12 protein-coding genes are annotated in these 18,814 nt (G+C 47.1%); 3 read left to right on the top strand and 9 right to left on the bottom strand.

Going from position 1 to position 18,814, the window contains the following annotated elements; all coding sequences use genetic code 11:
- Window positions 1–31: 31 nt before the first annotated feature.
- The 6 genes from BACPLE_RS11180 to tilS form a co-directional block, all read right to left on the bottom strand.
- Window positions 32–1,132, bottom strand: coding sequence for a TlpA disulfide reductase family protein (locus BACPLE_RS11180; protein WP_007561932.1), 1,101 nt, complete (start codon window positions 1,130–1,132; stop codon window positions 32–34).
- Between the two features lie 75 nt (window positions 1,133–1,207).
- The gene (locus BACPLE_RS11175; protein WP_007561930.1) at window positions 1,208–1,891 is read right to left on the bottom strand and encodes an AbgT family transporter; all 684 of its coding nucleotides are present in this window, start codon (window positions 1,889–1,891) and stop codon (window positions 1,208–1,210) included.
- A complete protein-coding gene (locus BACPLE_RS11170) occupies window positions 1,881–2,603 on the bottom strand; it encodes a DUF5932 domain-containing protein (RefSeq protein ID WP_007561928.1) in 723 nt (240 codons plus the stop codon). The genes BACPLE_RS11175 and BACPLE_RS11170 overlap by 11 nt, the downstream gene beginning before the upstream one ends.
- Window positions 2,604–2,634: 31 nt before the next feature.
- The gene (locus tag BACPLE_RS11165) at window positions 2,635–7,062 is read right to left on the bottom strand and encodes a DUF5113 domain-containing protein (RefSeq protein ID WP_007561925.1); all 4,428 of its coding nucleotides are present in this window, start codon (window positions 7,060–7,062) and stop codon (window positions 2,635–2,637) included.
- Between the two features lie 155 nt (window positions 7,063–7,217).
- On the bottom strand, window positions 7,218–7,394 hold the full coding sequence (locus tag BACPLE_RS11160; RefSeq protein WP_007561922.1) for a histone H1: 177 nt from the start codon (window positions 7,392–7,394) through the stop codon (window positions 7,218–7,220).
- A 116-nt stretch (window positions 7,395–7,510) separates the two neighbouring features.
- The gene (gene tilS, locus BACPLE_RS11155) at window positions 7,511–8,791 is read right to left on the bottom strand and encodes a tRNA lysidine(34) synthetase TilS (protein WP_007561920.1); all 1,281 of its coding nucleotides are present in this window, start codon (window positions 8,789–8,791) and stop codon (window positions 7,511–7,513) included.
- 127 nt (window positions 8,792–8,918) lie between these two features.
- Here tilS and feoB point away from each other — a divergent pair, with 127 nt between their 5' ends.
- Genes feoB through BACPLE_RS11145 form a run of 3 tightly spaced genes read left to right on the top strand, consistent with a single transcriptional unit; the run spans window position 8,919 to window position 12,442 of the window.
- Entirely contained in the window at window positions 8,919–11,396 is a 2,478-nt protein-coding gene (gene feoB / locus BACPLE_RS11150) for a ferrous iron transport protein B (RefSeq protein ID WP_007561918.1), read from the top strand.
- On the top strand, window positions 11,303–11,569 hold the full coding sequence (locus tag BACPLE_RS19855; protein WP_316928363.1) for a FeoB-associated Cys-rich membrane protein: 267 nt from the start codon (window positions 11,303–11,305) through the stop codon (window positions 11,567–11,569). The genes feoB and BACPLE_RS19855 overlap by 94 nt, the downstream gene beginning before the upstream one ends.
- Window positions 11,570–11,599: 30 nt before the next feature.
- Window positions 11,600–12,442 carry an OmpA family protein gene (locus tag BACPLE_RS11145; protein WP_007561911.1) on the top strand — a complete coding sequence of 281 codons (843 nt, stop codon included), beginning with the start codon at window positions 11,600–11,602 and terminating at the stop codon, window positions 12,440–12,442.
- A 92-nt stretch (window positions 12,443–12,534) separates the two neighbouring features.
- On the opposite strand, the gene BACPLE_RS11140 is transcribed toward BACPLE_RS11145, so the two are convergent.
- The 3 genes from BACPLE_RS11140 to BACPLE_RS11130 all read right to left on the bottom strand — a co-directional run bounded on the left by BACPLE_RS11140 (window position 12,535) and on the right by BACPLE_RS11130 (window position 18,769).
- The gene (locus BACPLE_RS11140) at window positions 12,535–14,136 is read right to left on the bottom strand and encodes a hypothetical protein (RefSeq protein WP_007561909.1); all 1,602 of its coding nucleotides are present in this window, start codon (window positions 14,134–14,136) and stop codon (window positions 12,535–12,537) included.
- A 213-nt stretch (window positions 14,137–14,349) separates the two neighbouring features.
- Window positions 14,350–17,475 (bottom strand): glycoside hydrolase family 2 TIM barrel-domain containing protein, encoded by a 3,126-nt coding sequence (locus tag BACPLE_RS11135; protein WP_007561908.1) that lies wholly within the window; start codon window positions 17,473–17,475, stop codon window positions 14,350–14,352.
- Between the two features lie 79 nt (window positions 17,476–17,554).
- Window positions 17,555–18,769, bottom strand: a complete 1,215-nt coding sequence (locus BACPLE_RS11130; protein WP_007561907.1) for an alginate lyase family protein — start codon at window positions 18,767–18,769, stop codon at window positions 17,555–17,557.
- Window positions 18,770–18,814: the final 45 nt, after the last annotated feature.

Raw genomic sequence — 18,814 nt, 5'->3', positions numbered from 1 at the left:
TTATAATAAGTCCTTACTTTGAAGAAACTGATTATTTCATCAGTTCTGCAAGTTTTGCTTCCAAGTCCTCACCACGCAAGTCGCGAGCTACGATTGTACCGTCTTTTGAAACCAACAAAGTAGCCGGGATGGCACGCACACCATACAAAGCTGCACCTTCACACTGCCAGCCTTTCAAATCAGACATTTGCGGCCAAGTGATATTCAAATCTTTGATTGCCTTTTTCCAGCTTTCCGCATCGTTATCCAAAGATACACCTACAATGCCGAAACCTTTTGCCTTATACTTCGCATAAGCAGCTACCACATTCGGCATTTCCATACGGCAAGGTCCGCACCAGCTGGCCCAGAAATCAATCAGTGTATAGTTGTTGGCAGCGATGAAGTCAGACAATTTCACCGGTTTGCCTTCCGGCGTATTCAATGTAAAATCGATAAATTTCTTTCCTACTGCTGTCTTAGCCACTGTCTCTACATGTTCCTTCAAAGCCTTTACATCTTCATTATTAGCAAAAGCAGCCGGAACTTTCTCCAGCAAAGGCTGTACTTTTTCTACTTCGAAAGAAGAACCGAACATGGTCAGCAAGTGTACCCCTGCGGCACTAGCAATATTCTCAGACACGAGCTGATAAATACGGTCCATACCTTCTGTTTCCTTCTTGTCAAGAACTTCCATCAGTGAATCACGCTGTACTTCAGTCAACAAAGTATCACCCTTAATCTTCTGGTACATGTCGTTCATCTCTTTACCAATCTTCTGGTATTCATCCATGAACTTCTGATAAGTATCATTGTTCGGTGTTCCTGAAATGCGGCTTTCCATCGGGCTCAGATTCACCTGAATATTTCCTTTTTCTACAAACACCATGGCAGCCATACGGGCATCTCCCTTCATGTAAGTTACAAAACGAGATACAGCCACAGAATCGGGAGTTCCCTTAAATTCAAAAGTTCCGTTTTTTACGACTACAGAATCAAGTGCTTCAAAACCTTCTTCTGTCTGTTTCTGCAAGAATACGGTATCGCCATCAGCCACACCTTCGGCTGTACCCTTAATGATATAGCCTGCTTTTTCCTGACAAGCAGCCAAAGACATCAGTCCGGCTGCTGCAAATAATACAATTTTTTTCATCTTATACGTTTATTCCGATTTTTGTTGAAAATAACGGGGCAAAGATAATCGTTTCAAGGGAAACAGCCCTATTTTTTATAAAAGAAAAAGTACACAGCAAAGCAGATAAGCTCCGCGACACACTTCATCCGACAGTCCGGCATAATCTGTCAGTCCACTAAACTCCAGCGAAGAAAAGAAAAGCGTGATGAAAAGAAGTACGACAAAGTACGTAGCCCGGTTCTTGTAAAGATAAGCCATTCCTTCTACTACATCCGAATCGTCCAGATAGGAATCGGAAGCAAAACCATACACGATAGAAGGCAGAGCTACCCCTAACGAACACACTCCCCAGAATCCATCGGCCAACGGAGAATCTGACAATGTACCGATGGCACTGCGCACCGTATTCCAAGGACCAAAAGCCAGCAAGACACACAATCCGACGTACACTAAAAAAGTGACAGCTGCCAATCCGATTCCCCGTTTCTCCTTTCGGGAGAATTTCCGGGTACCCGACACCATCCTGTGACAGGCATCACCCAATCCGGAATGGAGAAATAGGCCTCCCCCAAAGAAAAGACACACCACAGCTTGAAATACGGGAGAAAGAATATAGTCATCTAAAAGCGTACGCAAGAGCCACCGCAGTCCTTCGTCACTCAAAAGACTGCGTACACCTTCCCACTCATAAATACTGCCGGTCCATGACAACAAGGCAGCCAGCAAAAACAGCAGCAGGAAGCAGGTGGCCGGGTGCAGGCTGAATTTATTCTTCATCGGGTTCCAGATTGTCGATATCAAGTATGCGCAACTCAAACGCACGGGTTACCAGGCGACAAGCATTGACTCCAGTCCGTTCATCAGAGCGGAACAACCGGTTTACAAGTTCATTCTGCCTTTTCTCAATCGATTTTACACCGAAAGGCATACCTTTAAGGTTGGTTATCATTTCCTTGGTATAGCCCAGAGCCAGGTGACGAAGCAGACGTTCGTCGTACTCGTCAATGTCATAATCAATAATTGCCTCCTGACGACGCTGTTCCACTTCCACCGTCTGCATGAAACGGGCGACAATTTTTTCCAGTATCGGCTCGTTGAACACCATCTTCTTTCCATCCATGACGGCCTGCACATCAGTTGCGGTCAACAGTTCACCAGTTTTCAAAATGATGCCTACTGCTCCAGCCCGAAGCGCATCCACCCAGAGTTTCTCGTTTAGAATCTCTCCGGTGAAGATAAGCACCTTCAGCTCCGGACGTTCCCGGTGAAGACGGGCACAAATCTCCACTCCGATAGTGGTAGAACCTCCCAACCCTAAGTCAAGCAATACCATATCGGGCGTACATGTCTCCATCAGCTTCCAGAACTCTTCCTCGGTCATGGCCGTACCTATGACCTCCGCATTCGGTATTTCGTGACGGAAAATTTCTTCCGTTCCCTTTAATTCCAGTTTGACATCTTCTACTATGACAACCTTAAACTTCTCCATTTTGTCTTGATTTTATGTTCATTCTATTTCGTTATTTCTTCTGCCTGAGCGGCAAGGTAAACCACACACTGAATCCCTTTCCTCCTCCGTCTCCCTGCCAAGGACTGGCATTGATGCGGCAGCCTCTTCGTCCGCCATACTCGTCATGGTCACGGATAACCTGCTTGCACACCAAGTACTCTGTACCTGTCAACCGCTGTCCGTCACCTGAAGGACACATCCGCTCTCTGTCGGGATAAAACAAAGCGTTCAGTTCTTCCTGCGAATAAGTCCGTCGCATATCAATGAAATCCATGCGTACAAAGCCGTCTTCTGCTTTTGCTTCCAAGCGTAAGGTTCCGGAAGTCTCATAACGCACCGCCTCATCAATCAGATTTTCGAGGAGAAAGAGCAACAAAACCCGGTCACCCGTTACCCATAGCGAAGGTACATCCATCTGCCATTCCAGCGTAAAGTTACGCTTGCGCATCACCTTACGCAAATATTTCTCCGCGCCCTCTGCCAGCTCGGCTACCCCCACTTCCGTACGACGGAAAGTAACCTCCTCCAGCTGCCGTGAAGCACACGAGCTGAGAAGCGTAAATATATCCTTGTAATACCCCACCAGTTCCGACATATTCTCCAACAACTCCGTCCGCTGCGCGGCCGTAACCTCACCGTTTAATTTATCGGCCACTTGCTTGATTCGGCTCGGATAATAGATTGTTTCATGCTTGATGGTAGAAAGGCAATTGTCGAGCACCATATTCTGCACATGCAATTGATTCTCCTCAAAGAGTGAACGACGGGCCTCATCCTGTGCCAGTTCAATGTCATGAAACTTCCGGTTCACCTGTACAATGGCATTATACAAAATAACCGCCAGATAGTTACATACCATTTCAACCAGCAAACGGTCTTCTTCCCGGCTATAGGCACGTGCCAGCTTTAAAGCCAATACTCCCACGCAATGTTTGTCGCCTCCTGTTTCTACCCACAAAGGCAAGAAACTCCATTTCATGACACCGCTCCACTGCATCTGTCCCGAATCGTAACACCGCTGGAGACGTTCATGCAATTCTTCTTCATTCTCTTCCGCGGTAAAACATGCCGTTTTCAGATGAGTGGTTTCCTCGTCATACACAGCCAATGCCAGATTCTCCAGCAACAGCATCTCGTTCAACTCGTTGAACATACTCCGTACAATCCGGTCCAGCACCTCATCACCGAGTCCTTCCGTACAAGAAGCAGCTGAAAAGATGGTACGGTTTACCACAAACACCTGCTCCATGTTGTAACGATAATGCAAACGATGGCGAAGATAAAGCGCATAATAGGCTACCAGGCATCCGCAAACCAGCAACACGAACAAAGACAAGGCAATACGCTTGTTGCTGGCCGAGCGCTGCATCTGCAAGCAATACTCCTCCAAAGAATTATCCTTACTCAAACGTTTGTAAAGAGCCGCGTAAGCCGCATTGTTATAGCGGTATTTCCGAAAATCCTTTACAGCCAACGAAGCCACAGCCGCTTCATTACGCACATCCAGCAAAATAAAATAATCCGTATCGAACGACTGGGCCAGCCAAGTCAACTCAGCCCCCTCTCCTTCACTCTCCAGTCGAAGCAACGGACCGCTTTTTCCCGAATAACGAAGATAATGAGCGTTCATATAATACAATACACTGTCGGCTAACATCAATGCTGTGGAATATTCTCCGTTCACATTGCACTCATACACCCAATTGGCATAGTCATTGGCAATGGCCAGTAAACTGTCATACGGAGCCACCTTTTCATTGCTGACTGTATGCGAGACAGGCTCCGGTTGGGAAGAACAAGCTACCCCTAACAGCAGACACAAGCCTATCCATAAAAATCCGACCATTCGCCGTGCTCCTTTGGGCAAACGGAAAGAGAAACGACTGCCTTTTCCTGGCGTACTTTGTATGTCGAACCGGCAAACCGCAAACAAGTTGTTCGTTTTCCGATACTTCTCAATAATTCCTTTGCAGTTCATCAGCCCGAAACCATGACCTTTCTGACGTTGCAACTCTGCCGCATCCGTGGCAGTATCCATACCAATGGCCCCCGAATCGTACACTTTCTCTCCCAAGATACGCATACGGTCCTTTTCCGAAAGACCCGGTCCGTTATCTTCCACTGCAATCTCCACATAGTCGGGAGTTTCTTCTGCGGAAAGACTCACTTTTCCACCTTCCTGCGTATATTTACGGGCATTTTCCACCAATGTATTCATCATAAAGAGCGTCAATGCCTTATCGGCTTTTACACAAGCCGTCGTTTCTCCTACGGTCAGTGTCTGTTTTTTCAATTCAAAAGAACGACGTCCCTTGGCAATCATCGCAAACAACTCCTGCAACTCAAAGTTTTCAATGTTCAGACTTAGCGTACCCTGCCGCATCTTAATCCATAAAGCCAGGATGTCATTGTATTCATTTATTTTTGTCACCAGCTCATCGATATAGCCTAACTTTCCCTGCTGTATAGCTTCTGTATTTGCAACCGGAAGTGTACGGAGCTTTCGTACCTCGTTTACCATACGGTCAATATAGGGTACGATTCCCGTCACAATCGACAAACACGCCTTTTTCACTTCATTCTGACGTTTGTTCTCCATCAGGTGAAGTTCATGGACGTACTGTTCTTTTTCCAGCCTTTGCTGTTCCTCACCTAGTGAAACCAGGTTCATGCCATGCTCCAAAGTCCAGGCCAAGTAAGGTAATAACAATCGGATAAGTGTCTGCTCCTCCTTCCGCACAGGAACTGCAAACCACATCCACAGTTTTCCCACAATCACCTCCCTGTCGGGTAGTTGAAGGTCATACACTAACGGAGTACCCTCATGTAATTCCACATTTTCTTCCTCCCCCTCTTCCTCATCGCAGAATGTAATGCACACATCACGCACACCAAACAATTCTGCCAGTTCTGGTTTCATCACTTTTACTACCGCATCGGCCACCTCTTCCCTGCTGGTTGCCGAAACAGGTACCGCTCCCGTAATCTGCTGACAAAGCCCTAAAATGCGCTTGAGTTCCGTGAGATACATCGTATTCTTCACCCTCCAGGAACGGTTCAGCCAGATAAATAATACGACTAACACCAAGAAACCCGCCGCCACAAGCCACAGCAGCACATTCAACTGTCCCGTTTCCTTTTCCAATGCCAGAAAACGACTTTCCAATTCCTTATCCTGGCGGGTGTAGTCCAAAATATCCAGATACACATTGCGGTTATAATCCGATTCTGCCTTGCATCCCATGGCAGAATACGTACGACTCAGCTGTTCCCGTAACCGGGCTATCCATTCGGGCACCGTATTGATACCCTCGTCATTAATCCATTTCAATTCGATGGAAGTGCCGTCTCCTGGTAGATATGCCTGCAAACGGTCGAGTGAATCCTTGCAATGGTAATATTTCTCGTGATGCAGATTGACATAATTCAAGGCCTTCTTCAGATTAACCAATGCCTTTTCAGGCTGTCCCGTATAATTATAGAACGTCGCAATGGTACGATAAGTACCCGAAATCTGATACCAGTCACCATAGCGTTTAAATAAACTCAACGCATCCCTGGCAAAGACCAGCGGCAGACTGTCCACCGGCAAGTTGTCGGGATTGACCAGACGAAGCATTCCCGCCCTTTTCTCACTCAGCAACAAACGATTACTACGGAACACTAGCAGCTCGGCCATCGCTTGAAGCGCATTAGCCTCGAAATAGGTATATCCCCTGAACTGAGCTACTTGCAGACACTGCACCAGATACCCAAACTCTCCGATAGTCACTTCTTCACGTGTAGGCGCCTCGTACATACCACCCGATCCACGCATATAAGCATAATACAGCCATTGCGCCGTATCATTTTTCAAAGCCTCTTCCGGCACAGCATTGATAGCCTGCATAGACTCTTTGTCCTGCTGCAAATAATAATAATAAATTCCTGATACGATATAAAACTCCGAAAGTGCATAATTCAACCGCCCTTCCAGCCCACTCTTTTCAAGCGAAAACCGATCCTCATTGAGACGCCGGATACGTTGTAATGCACTGTTATGATAATCATAGAACTCCTTGTTCATGGAAGTGCGTTGACAGATTTTCATCATCCCGACATCGGCCACCAGACGCTCAATCTCGTTATTACTGGTTTCTGTAGCCTTTTGAAATAAACGTGCTGCATGCTCAAAGTCCATTCGCATGAATGCACAGAAACCCATATTGTTCAATGCCTCTGCCCTGCCCGATGCATATCCTTCGGACAATCTCCAAGCTTCTGTAGCAGCTTTAGAAGATAAAGAAAGATCCTTATAACGTGCCTCATACGCCACACGGTTCAATGAATCGACCTGTGCGTACACCCTCTGATGTACCGGACGTTTGCACGAAAGCCACAGCATGCCGCACACAGCACACACCATACATACTAGTCCAATCTTCCGAAATCCCTTCATAAACACGTTCGTACAAGTCCACACAAATGTACGAAGTTCCCCTTTAATAAGCACCTCGCCGTGTGATAAAAAAACAAAAGAGAGATTATAGCGTGCATCTTAACTGCACCGGCTATAACCTCTCTCCCTCAGACATGAGTCCGTCTTGAAACTATTTATTTTTTTGACTCTTCCAGAGATACTTTTCTAAATTCTTTCAAAACTTTTTCTAACTCCAAGGATGCCTTACGGGCACGAGTTCCTGCAGCTTTGTTACCTTTTTCTGCCTGCAATTCAGCATCTGCAACCAAAGCGGCATTCAATTCTTTGATTTTTGCAATTAATTCGTTCATAATTCTGACTACAATTTAAATTAAACGTATTCAAAGTAAATACAATTCCCTCAATGTGATAACTTTACCCTCTCTTTTTTTGCATCTTTTAATACAAAAAACTGCAGATAATGCAATTAGACAAGCTTTAGCTTCAGATTTATAACAAACCGTGTCTCTGACGTTACTCGGAAGCGATTATCCAACCGTTCATTCACAAGCCACACGATACGGTCGCCATCACACACCACCCACTGGCGTTCTTTTTCAAAACGAGAGAACTTTTTGTCACGCAAATAATTACGAACAGATTTAAAACCTTTCATCCCAAACGGAATAAACTTATCTCCTGACTGCCATTTGCGTAAAGTCAGCTCACCTTGTACTTTCTCTGCATCCACATAAGCTTCTTTATTATTATGAGGAACAGAAAAAGGAGGATTTACTTCCATCCGTTCCAGACATAACTCAGGCTGAGGTTCCACCTCTCCCGACGGACGACGTATCAACCGGTTACGGTCAATTAATAAAACCCATTCACGACTATAAAACATCCTTCCCGATTCTCCATGCAATGCACGGAACACATCATTCACTTGTGCTGCATTGAACCCCAACGGATATAGCAGTTCAAAAAGCAGATTCTGTGCGCCCGGCTCCCTGCACAAAGCAGGAATATCAATAGTTTCCCCATCAGGCATCACCCGTTGCTTAGCCGCCTGTATAGCCTCCTGATACACCTGTGCTACATCCGACAACCTGCGTGCAGTGTCCGCAATTGTATCACTCACTGACGGATTGATGGTTTCCAGCATCGGAATTACATTCAGACGAAGCTTGTTGCGCACAAACTCATCCTGCAGGTTGGTGCTGTCTGTCACATAATCCTGTCCCAACGAAGAAAGATAGTCCAAAATCTCCGCACGACTCACACACAGCAACGGGCGCACCACATCTCCATTCACCGGACGGATACCCTGCAAACCGTTGATACCTGTTCCCCGCACCAGGTTGAGCAGAAACGTTTCCACACTGTCATCACGGTGATGCGCCACCGCCACCACCTTTGCTCCGCATTCCTGGCGCAATTTTGTGAACCAGTCATAACGTAACTCACGGGCTGCCATCTCGACCGACACATTATGAGAAGCAGCATAAGCGTTTGTATCAAAATGAATCACGTGCAAAGGCACTCCTAACCTTTCAGCTAATGCCCGCACAAAACGCTCATCACGCACCGACTCTTCTCCCCGGAGATGAAAGTTACAATGAGCCGCCTCGCATGCATAGCCCAAACGCAAAAGCACCCGCAACAGAGCCACCGAGTCGGCCCCACCGCTCAATGCCACCAGCACTTTGTCGCTGAAGCCAAACAAGTGCTTTTCTTCTATAAACTGACTGACTTTCTTTATAAACATAGTACAAACTTAGAGATAAAAATGAAAAAGCTCCATACAGATGCTGTAATTTAAAAACATTCTAAATAGTTTGCAGAAAAAGATGCAATGCCCTATCTTTGCATCGAATTAAAACAGTGAATAAAACATGAAACTCTCTGAATTGAAAACTGGCGAAAAAGGCGTCATCATCAAAGTCCTCGGACACGGAGGATTCCGCCGTCGCATCATTGAAATGGGGTTCATTAAGGGAAAAACAGTGGAAGTGGTACTCAATGCACCGCTCAAAGACCCCATCAAATACAAAATAATGGGTTACGAAGTATCCCTCCGCCGACAGGAAGCTGATATGATTGAAATCGTCAGCGAAGAAGAAGCACGACGTACAGCCGCCACAGATACTTACCATGAACCTATTTCGCAGGGTATCCCCGTAAGCGATGAGGTTATGAAAAACATTGCACAAGGAAAACGACGCACCATCAATGTGGCACTGGTGGGAAATCCAAACTGCGGAAAAACCTCACTTTTCAACGTCGCTTCAGGTGGACACGAACACGTGGGCAACTACAGCGGTGTGACCGTAGATGCCAAAGAGGGTTTCTTTGATTTTCAAGGTTATCACTTCCGTCTGGTGGACTTGCCGGGTACTTACTCCCTTTCGGCCTACAGCCCGGAAGAACTCTATGTGCGTAAACACATCATCGAGGAAACACCCGACGTTATCATCAACGTGGTGGATGCAGGCAACTTGGAACGTAATCTCTACCTCACGACCCAGCTTATTGATATGAACGTGCGCATGGTAGTGGCACTGAACATGTACGATGCCCTGCAGCACAGCGGCAACAAACTGAACTACCACAAGTTGAGCGAACTGTTGGGAGTACCTATGGTACCAACAGTAAGTCGTACGGGCGAAGGCATTGACAACCTGTTCCACGTTATTATCGGTCTGTATGAGGGAGCCGACTTCATGGGGCAGAAGGAAGAAATCAAGAACGAAATTCTCCGCGACTTCCGCGAATGGCACGATGCCTATGTGCCCGGACATAAGTATGAAGGGGCAGGCGAAGAAGACAACTTCACCGCCAAAGGTTTTATCCGCCACATCCACATCAACCACGGACCGGAAATTGAACGAAGCATCGACAACGTAAAGAGGGAAATCAGTAAAAACGAAAATATCCGTCACAAATACTCTACCCGTTTTCTGGCCATCAAGTTGCTGGAGAATGACAAGGATATAGAGACACGCGTCATCGCTCCCCTCCCCAACGGAGCAGAAATCCTGGCTATCAGAGACAACGAAGCGGCACGTCTGCGTGAGCTGGGCAATGACGACAGCGAACAATGCATTGCCGACGCCAAATATGGCTTTATCTCAGGAGCCTTGAAGGAAACCTTTACCCAAAATAATCATGACACGGAAGCGTTTACACGAGTGGTAGACAGCATCGTGACCAACCGTTTCTGGGGATTCCCCATTTTCTTCATCTTCCTGTATATCATGTTCGAAGGTACCTTTGTGTTGGGAGAATACCCGCAACAAGCCATCGAATGGTTCGTGGGACTTATTGCACAGGGAGCAGAAACCTTCCTGAGTCCGGGCCCGCTGAAAGACCTGATTATTGACGGAATCATTGGTGGTGTAGGAGGCGTGATTGTCTTCCTGCCCAATATCCTGCTGCTCTACTTTTTTATTTCCTTTATGGAAGATTCCGGCTACATGGCACGTGCAGCCTTTATCATGGATAAAATCATGCATAAAATGGGACTTCACGGAAAATCGTTCATCCCGCTCATCATGGGATTCGGATGTAATGTACCTGCCATCATGTCATCGCGTATCATCGAGAGCCGCAAGGCACGACTGGTCACCATGTTAGTGAACCCGCTCATGTCGTGCAGTGCCCGCCTTCCCATCTACCTGGTCATGATCGGCGCATTCTTCCCCGGCAAAGCCAGTCTGATTCTGTTGTCCATCTATGCCATCGGCATCCTGCTGGCCGTACTCATGGCCCGCATCTTCACCAAGTTCCTGGTGAAAGGCGATGACAGCCCCTTCGTGATGGAACTTCCTCCCTACCGCATGCCAACCGCCAAAGTCGTGCTGCGCCACACATGGGAGAAAGGAAAGCAGTACCTTAAAAAGATGGGTGGAATCATCATGGTAGCTTCCATTATCATCTGGTTTCTGGGATACTATCCTAACCACGAAGCATACGAAACCACTGCCGAGCAACAGGAGAACTCCTATATCGGCCAGTTAGGAAAAGCCATTGAACCAGCCATCGAGCCGTTGGGATTCGACTGGAAAATGGGTATCGGCATTCTGTCGGGAATCGGAGCCAAAGAACTTGTGGTAAGCACTTTGGGAGTGCTCTACACTAACGAAGACGATGTGGACTCCGTCGATCTTTCAGAACGCATCCCTATCACACCACTCGTAGCCTACGGATACATGTTGTTCGTACTGATTTACTTCCCGTGCATTGCAACCTTAGCTGCCATCAAGCAGGAATCCGGTGGATGGAAATGGGCTATCTTTGCTGCAACCTACACCACCGTATTGGCATGGATTGTATCACTCGGAGTCTATCAGATAGGAAGTTTATTCATCTAATAATTTTTACCATTATGGATATTCAAGACATTCTCGTATATATCATTGTAGCCTGCTGCCTTCTCTGGGCTGGCAGGCACCTTTTCCGTACCCTTATCCACCGAAAAGGAAATTCAAACGGATGTGGATGCGGATGTAGCGGATGCAACGGGTGTCCTTCACACAAAAAATAGAACCACATTTTTTTGTAAAAATATAAGACTATGAAAAGATTAAATGTAATAGTGCTGACCGGAGTACTGATGATAAGCAGCACCTCGTGTGTCACCAAGAAAAAATTCCTTCTTGCAGAGAACGGAAGAATAGAAGCTCTTTCCAGAGGCGATAAACTGCAAGGACAATTAAATGAATGCCACAACGAAATGGACAAGATGCGTGGACAGATTGCCCAATTGCAGCAAGATACAAGCCGAAAAGGGACCTCAATCCGACATTACCAGCAACTGCTGTCGAGCAACATGAATGAACAGGAAAAACTGAATGCGTTGCTCGGTGAAAAGCTAAAAGAACTGGATGAACGCGAAAAAACCATTCAAGAACTGCAAAGCATGATAGACCAGCAAAATGCCCAGGTGCAAAATCTGCTCAACAGTGTAAAGGATGCCTTGCTTGGCTTCAGTAGTGACGAACTGACCGTACGCGAACAGAATGGCAAGGTCTATGTGGCCATGTCTGATAAACTGTTGTTTCAATCCGGAAGTGCCAAACTGGACAAGCGTGGCGAAGAAGCCTTGGGTAAACTGGCCGAGGTGCTGAACAAACAGACTGAAATTGACGTATGCATTGAAGGACACACCGACAACAAACCGATTCATACCGCACAATTCAAGGACAACTGGGACCTGAGCGTAATCCGAGCTACTTCTGTAGTACGTATCCTGATTGAAAAATACAAGGTCAATCCATTGCAGATACAACCTAGCGGACGTGGAGAATTCATGCCGGTGGCCGACAATGAAACAGCAGAAGGACGCGCCAAGAACCGCCGCACGGAGATTATCATGTCGCCAAAACTGGACAAACTGTTCCAGATGCTGAAAAAATAAGAAGAGCTGAAAATCTTTATACAATAGCCCTGACATGCTTCACCACACGGGAAGTCTGTCAGGGCTATCTATTATCAGTTCACAAGAAAGTATCATTTATAAATATAAAAGCTGCGCTCCACCGGTTCGGCAGTCTGTACCTTTCCCTTCAATCCATACTGCCAGGCCACGACCGTCACTTTAACCGGGAAACGGCTCCGTGGCGGAATCGGAGTAAACTCTAGCGTGTTGTTCTCCGTGATGCGAGCCGGACCTTCCTTCACGTAGTAATATACAGGCAAGCCACAGTCAGAAACCGCTTTCAAGGGCAACGATGCACTTCCAGTCTTCACGTCTTCCAATCCCGGGAAAAGAATGTGCTGACGTTTTCCTTCCGTCAGCCGGTAAGGGATGCGCAAATTTGCTTGCTGCACGGCTCCCTTATAGTTCTTATCGCCCGGATGACTGGCCAGCAACCAGATGTCCGACGTACGGCGCGGATTGTACATCCCCATCCGATAAAAACGGACCGTAAACGTAGTATCATCCACCTGCTCCACCGGACCACAAATACGTTCCAGACGAATCTTTCCCGCCGCATGTTCGCCCGTCATTTCCTGACGAAGCGAATCCGTAAAGCAGGCATTCAGATGAAACGTCACTCCATCTTCTTCGGGCAAGAACGTCAGCAACACCCCAGCATGCAGTTTCGGGTTATAATTCACCTGCTTGCCCTGCTGGCAAAAGCCTAAATACTGCATCTTTTTCAGTTTATGTTCCTTGTAACGCTGCTCGGTAAGCTCTGCCATTTCCCGGTCGAAATACCAGAAGGCATCGTGTGCATCCCCCTTGTAACATGCCACCGGTGCAGGGGTAGCACGCCTTACACGTTCATTGGACGACCAGCGCTGTACCAGCCAACCCTCAGCCGGATTCACTTTCTTCAGTGTCTTTCCGCCATCGGCTGGCAAGCGTTGCTCCAATGCTTTCCGGATAAAACGGGAAATGTAACGGGCTGTCTGTTCCGATACATCGAAATGTCCCCTACCTGTATCACAAAGAAACGAAATGCAACTCTCCGGATACATCATCCGAAAAGCCAATGCCGGATTTACCCGGGCTTCCCACCATTCATATTCCCCTTCAATCATCAGTCCGGGAATGCCGTTAATGTTCCGCGTCCGTCCCCACTCCAGGTTCTCACGCCCGTAACCGCACAAATTGGTGCGCGGCGCATCCCCATGGAAAGACACCACCGCCAGTGTCCGATCCGAATTCCACGCCGCAAAGTTCCACGGGAAGGTAGCCATAGCCGAATGCCCGAAAGGAATAAGAGGCAACTCACGCAGTTCCGTGTATCCGCTCACTTCCGCCAGATCGTTCATCATCTGGTCAAATACTTTCTGTATACCTTTGCGCACATCCCACTGCTGGTCTATTCCGGGAGCAATCCAAATCAGTCCCACTCCCATCTCGGCCAGTGAGTCACGGAAAGAAGGCATATCAAACAACATCTCTTCCGTCATGTTCTGCTGGCTCCACATCACGGCCGACAGGCGCTCGCAATGTGCCGGAACCCACAAGAAGGCCTCCGGTTCCTTTTTCGTTTCGTCCGATACAAAACCTTTCAATGTGACCGCCCACTGCCACTCTCCGGCACAAACTGTCTGCAGCCAGGCCATTACCATCCATAATATACACACTCCTCTTTTCATCTTTCTTTTATTTATTATTCGTTCCTACAATTTCGGATACCGTACGCGACACCAAATTCACGCTTTTGTAAATAGTTACGTATGGAGAAAATGATTTACCTAAAAAAGAATGCATTTTTAGGTAAGAAACAAAAAAGGCCGAAAAACAGCATCCTATTACAGATGCTATTTCCGGCCTTTTCCTTACTATATATTTCAGTATTTGTATTGTCTTTATTCTCCGTCTACCAACTGAAGTTTATAGCTATAGCTGTACTTCTTGTCCAGCAGGCGGTATTCATTGTGCGGATACATGCCCCAGCTGTTGTCGCCTCCCAATCCGCGTTGTTTCAGGTCAACATGTAGGCACACGTTCTTCTGCGGAATCACGTCCACCGTATGCTGTAATTTGCGACTCAGCCCCGGATCAAGGTCCTCCGGCGTAAAGTGCAGAGCGGTGAAAGCCAGTGGCTGCAACCCCGTCACTTTCAGTCCGAATCCCTGGGCATCAAGCAGTGAAACCCAACGTACATCGGTCTTGTTACCCGTTTCCTGCGGACGGATGTACGGATAGAACTGATTGCTGACCGTATCTTCATAACGTCCTACGAAAGTAGAGCTGCAACGGTCGGTATAATTTTCTTCCGGTCCACGACCGTAGTACACCAAACGTTCATAGTCCTTCTTCAGTTCCATGCGCATACCAAAACGAGGAAGTTCCAGAAGCTTCCGTCCCGTCAGGTCGATGCTTCCTGTTACTACCACCGAACCATCGGGACAGATCTGGTATTCCATCGTATAAGGCACCTGCACATCTTCCAGCATCCAGTCTACTGTTACCCGAATTCCATCGGCATCCTGCTCGCCCACTGACACCTTGCGCACCGAACGGTTTACATGAGCCGTACGCCACACACCGCAAAGCAACGGCATTTTGTTGCCGAAGTCATTGTCGGTCGGCACACGCCAGAACGCCGGCTCCGGATACTGCGACAGTGGAGACTTGCCATCCAGCGCATACTGAAAAAGCATTCCTTTCTTCAGGTCAATCTTGCCTGATACCCGGCCCGACTGGAACGACAGCACGTTACCCTTCACTTCGGCAGTCAGCTGTCCCTCTGCTTCCGGCTGTACGGCAAAGAAATCCCCCGTTCCAATCTTCAATTGCTCACGAGCCACTTCGAAGCCTGCCGGAACCAAGTCTGTAGCCTCACGCGTATAGGCATACAAGTTCAGATAATATTCATTTCCATCCGCAGGAATCTCCGGAAGCGACAGCTTCACTTCTTTGGAAGCATGCGGTTTCAGGCGCACTTCAAAACGTCCGGAGTCAGTCGGCAACCCATTCTTCACCAACTGCCAACGGAAATCATACGCAGAAAGGTCGGTAAAGTCATACAGGTTGCGCACTGAAATCTTTCCATCCGACAAATCGTCTGCCTTGAAATGGATGTACTGATACACCTTCTTCACCTCGTAAGCCTGCGGTTTAGGCACCCCGTTGGCTGAAATCAACCCGTCTGTACCCGTGTTCAATTCCGTTTTCTTATCCTCCAGCCAGCGATGACTGCCCATCTTTCCGTTGTAGGTCCAGTATGTGCGGCCATCTTCTGTCCGTGTCTTGAATCCCTGGTCCATGAAGTCCCAGATAAATCCCCCCTGCATATTCGGGCTGTCGTAAATCACCTCCCACAGGTCTTTGATGTTTCCGTTACTGTTGCCCTGCGCATGCGCATACTCACACATGATATAGGGACGCGTCTTACCCGAGTTGCGGTATTCCTTCATCCGGCCAAAGCTGGGATACATAGGGCATACCACGTCCGTATTCCAGTCTTCCCACGCTTGTTCAAACTGCACGAAACGGTCGGGATCGTACGCTTTCAGTCGCTTGTACTCATCGTGGAACACCATTCCGTTGCCACACTCATTACCCAATGACCAGCCGATGACGCACGCATGGTTCTTGTCTCTCTCTACCAGGCGCGTAATGCGATCCACATGTGCCGCATACCATTCCGGACGGTAAGCCGGATGCGGAATCGTATCCTTGAAGTAAGGCACGGAACCCATTCCGTGAGTCTCGATGTTTGCCTCATCCACCACATAAAATCCATACTTATCGCACAACTTGTAAAACAGCGGATGGTTAGGATAGTGGCACGTACGCACCGCATTCATGTTCAGCTGCTTCATCAGTTTCAAGTCGGTCATCATGATGTCCAGGCTCTGTACATGCCCCAGGCTGTCGTTGTGCTCGTGACGGTTCACGCCTTTGATATACACCGGTACCCCGTTCACTAACAGCTTTGAGTTCTTGATTTCAATTCGACGAAAACCCACCTTGCAGGCCGTGACCGACTGTGGCTTTCCCGACATATCGGCCAGTGTCAGCACGCAGTCATACAGATAAGGGTGCTCGGCATTCCATTGTTTTACCCGACTGACCGTTCCGGAGAATGAAAGCGTTTCCGCCTGTTTCTCCCGGTCAAAGCGTCTGCTCTGTGCCCACACCTTCTTGCCATTCTTGTCCAGCAGTTCCAGCTTCACCATACCCTGTTTCATCTGGTTTCCGCTGAACTCACGCAGGTCAACCGTTCCACGGAACACCCCGTGCTTATAATTATCATCCAGTCCCGCTCTAAGGAAAAAGTCCCAGATAGTCAGCTTCGGATACGCCTGAAGGTACACATCACGCTCAATACCCGACAAGCGCCAAAAGTCCTGGTCTTCCATGTAACTTCCGTCGTGCCAGCGGTACACTTGCACAGCCAGCAGGTTCTTTCCTTCTTTCAGAAAAGAAGTCACATTGAACTCCGCAGGTGACTTGGAAGCCTTGGTCATGCCCACCTGCTTTCCGTTGACAAACACACGGGCATAGCCGCTGATGGAACCAAAGTGCAGCATCACCTCACGTTCATCCCAACCCGCGGGCACCGTGAACCATGTGCGGTAGGTACCCACCGGATTCTCTACATCAATAAAAGGAGGATTCGGTGAGAATACATACTGGATATTGCGGATAATCGGTTCGCCAAAACCCTTCAGTTCCCAGTTGGACGGTACGGCAATCTCCTGCCAGCCTTCCTCCGAAAGGTCGGTACGATAAAAATCTTTCACACTCTCTTCTATCGAAGAAGCATAACGGAACTTCCAGGTACCGTTCAGTGAATGAATCCACGGCGAGCGGCTGTGATCCTCCGTACGCGCGTCCTCCGCATTCTCATACAACGCAAAGTCTACGTGCGGCTTCTCTTTGTTCCACTCGTATCGCGCAGGGTTCTCCCACTCGTTCTGCTGTGCCCATGTCAGACTTGCCAGACAGAGCAGGAGACCTAATATTGTTGTTTTCTTTTTCATGAACTATGGTTTGATTTCAAAAACAGCCGACACAAATGGCCGGCTGCTTTCACCAATTATAAATATAAATATTGAGACATTATTTCAAATCATTAAACAGCAACGGACCGTAGCTTGGATGTCCCCCGTCATACTTATCTTCCGTATACGTTTCCAGTAATGATTCTGTGTAGGGCATACTTAATTTCTTACGTTGTACATAATGATTGTATACCATATAAAATACAGGCTGCCAACAATTACCCCGCTCTGTATCCACTCCTCCATTTTTATCTTTGGTCTCTTTGGAAATAACGTCCCATTTACAATATTTGCCTGTGACATCCGTCCAAGTTTCAAAAGGCACATCATACCCTAAATTATATTTTACCGTATATTCATAACCAAATAAGGCACGGTTCTCATATGCAGAATAAAGGTCATTTCCTTGTTTCCAAGCTAATTCACAGATAGCAGATACGGCCCCAAGTCCTAGTACAGTATGCTGTTGATCACGTCCAGACTCTTGGCACTGTCCAGTATCCCCATCAATATAATGTGAAATAGTACCATTATCATTCCCATACAAATAAAAATTCACACATTTTTTATACATATCTACATCATCCCACAAGATAGCAGCAGCCATATAAGATTTTGTCACATGCAAGCCCCAGTTTCCATTCGTGTAAGGATCGGTATTATAAAACTCCTCCCACACCGGAAGAAAGACATTACGAAGCATATCGTTTACTTTCTGAATATCAGTCTCACTGATTTTATCATACGTATGGCTTAACATTTCTAATGCATAGACAATTTTGATTCCTTCAAGACCAGCCATTAATGCGGTATCATTTCCATCAATGTCTTTCAAAACCTCTGCATATGCCAACATCAGTTCCAATGATTTCTTCGCATAATTTTCATCCTGTGTAATCATCCACATTACTGAATTTAAATATACAGCATCAAAATCCTGTTCAGCATTTCGCTTGGTATATCCATAATTTCCATCACGTGCAATAACTTCATAAGGCCCTTTTATCGTATAAGAAGATTGTGCCAAAGGCTCTTTTTCCAATGCTTGAAAAACACTATAAGCAGGTTCCTGTTTTTCCTTTACCATCTGGCGAATATGATCAATGTCTTTCTGTGTATGAAGTATACCTGGATGTTCCAGAGACGGTTCATAATTTGCACCAGACAAAGGCCAGCTATCTATATCATTTACTCCATGCTCAAACTCAGCTGAACAGCTCATTGCCATTAAACCTACGGCAACTAATGGAAAGAATATTCTATTTAACTTCATATTTTTCTGTTTTATTGTTAGGTATTAGGTATAAGGAAAGAATGA

It is taken from the genome of Phocaeicola plebeius DSM 17135 (genome assembly GCF_000187895.1).
In the GTDB taxonomy this organism is placed as follows: domain Bacteria; phylum Bacteroidota; class Bacteroidia; order Bacteroidales; family Bacteroidaceae; genus Phocaeicola; species Phocaeicola plebeius.
This window is presented reverse-complemented; position numbering and strand designations above follow the sequence as displayed.

Excerpts from the sequence above, each read along its gene's own strand:
- BACPLE_RS11180 (WP_007561932.1), bottom strand. The coding sequence starts at position 1,132 with ATGAAAAAAATTGTATTATTTGCAGCAGCCGGACTGATGTCTTTGGCT.
- BACPLE_RS11175 (WP_007561930.1), bottom strand. The coding sequence starts at position 1,891 with ATGAAGAATAAATTCAGCCTGCACCCGGCCACCTGCTTCCTGCTGCTG.
- BACPLE_RS11170 (WP_007561928.1), bottom strand. The coding sequence starts at position 2,603 with ATGGAGAAGTTTAAGGTTGTCATAGTAGAAGATGTCAAACTGGAATTA.
- BACPLE_RS11165 (WP_007561925.1), bottom strand. The coding sequence starts at position 7,062 with ATGAAGGGATTTCGGAAGATTGGACTAGTATGTATGGTGTGTGCTGTG.
- BACPLE_RS11160 (WP_007561922.1), bottom strand. The coding sequence starts at position 7,394 with ATGAACGAATTAATTGCAAAAATCAAAGAATTGAATGCCGCTTTGGTT.
- tilS (WP_007561920.1), bottom strand. The coding sequence starts at position 8,791 with ATGTTTATAAAGAAAGTCAGTCAGTTTATAGAAGAAAAGCACTTGTTT.
- feoB (WP_007561918.1), top strand. The coding sequence starts at position 8,919 with ATGAAACTCTCTGAATTGAAAACTGGCGAAAAAGGCGTCATCATCAAA.
- BACPLE_RS19855 (WP_316928363.1), top strand. The coding sequence starts at position 11,303 with ATGGAAATGGGCTATCTTTGCTGCAACCTACACCACCGTATTGGCATG.
- BACPLE_RS11145 (WP_007561911.1), top strand. The coding sequence starts at position 11,600 with ATGAAAAGATTAAATGTAATAGTGCTGACCGGAGTACTGATGATAAGC.
- BACPLE_RS11140 (WP_007561909.1), bottom strand. The coding sequence starts at position 14,136 with ATGAAAAGAGGAGTGTGTATATTATGGATGGTAATGGCCTGGCTGCAG.
- BACPLE_RS11135 (WP_007561908.1), bottom strand. The coding sequence starts at position 17,475 with ATGAAAAAGAAAACAACAATATTAGGTCTCCTGCTCTGTCTGGCAAGT.
- BACPLE_RS11130 (WP_007561907.1), bottom strand. The coding sequence starts at position 18,769 with ATGAAGTTAAATAGAATATTCTTTCCATTAGTTGCCGTAGGTTTAATG.